The sequence below is a fragment of the Nitrospirota bacterium genome (assembly GCA_015233895.1).
GTDB lineage: Bacteria > Nitrospirota > Thermodesulfovibrionia > Thermodesulfovibrionales > Magnetobacteriaceae > Magnetomonas.
The window spans coordinates 125,078-125,510 of sequence record JADFXG010000009.1 but is presented as its reverse complement, the minus strand read 5'-3'; the positions used below and the strand labels follow the sequence as shown (position 1 = coordinate 125,510).

At 37.0% G+C, this 433-nt stretch carries 1 protein-coding gene; it reads right to left on the bottom strand.

Translation table 11 applies throughout. The annotated features are described in order from the left end of the window. Positions 1–433: response regulator (locus tag HQK88_08605; protein MBF0616862.1), on the bottom strand; the 433-nt coding region annotated here is incomplete at both ends.

Here is a 433-nt window from a genome sequence, read left to right as displayed (position 1 = left end):
TGGACTATGACACCTATGCTGTTTATGGGCTGTCGCCAATGATGAGCAATATTAACCAACAGCTCACCCATTGCTATATGACGGGATTGTTTATTAATGAGCTGATCTTTTAATCTGTTTTTCTCTACTTCTTCTTTTACCCTTTCTTCAAAATACTTTTGTAAATTATGCAATTTTAGATGTGTTTCTACTCTGGCTAAAATCTCTTCACGTAGAAAAGGTTTGGAAATATAATCTACCCCTCCGCTTTTAAACGCTTTAACTTTCTCGCTAATATCCGTTAAGGAGCTGATAAAGATAATTGGAATATCAGCAGTTACAGGAATAGTCTTTAGTCTCTGGCACGTCTCGAATCCATCCATCTCAGGCATTAAAACATCAAGAAGTATGATGTCAGGCATCACCTTCTGTGCTTTATCTAATGCCTTTACAC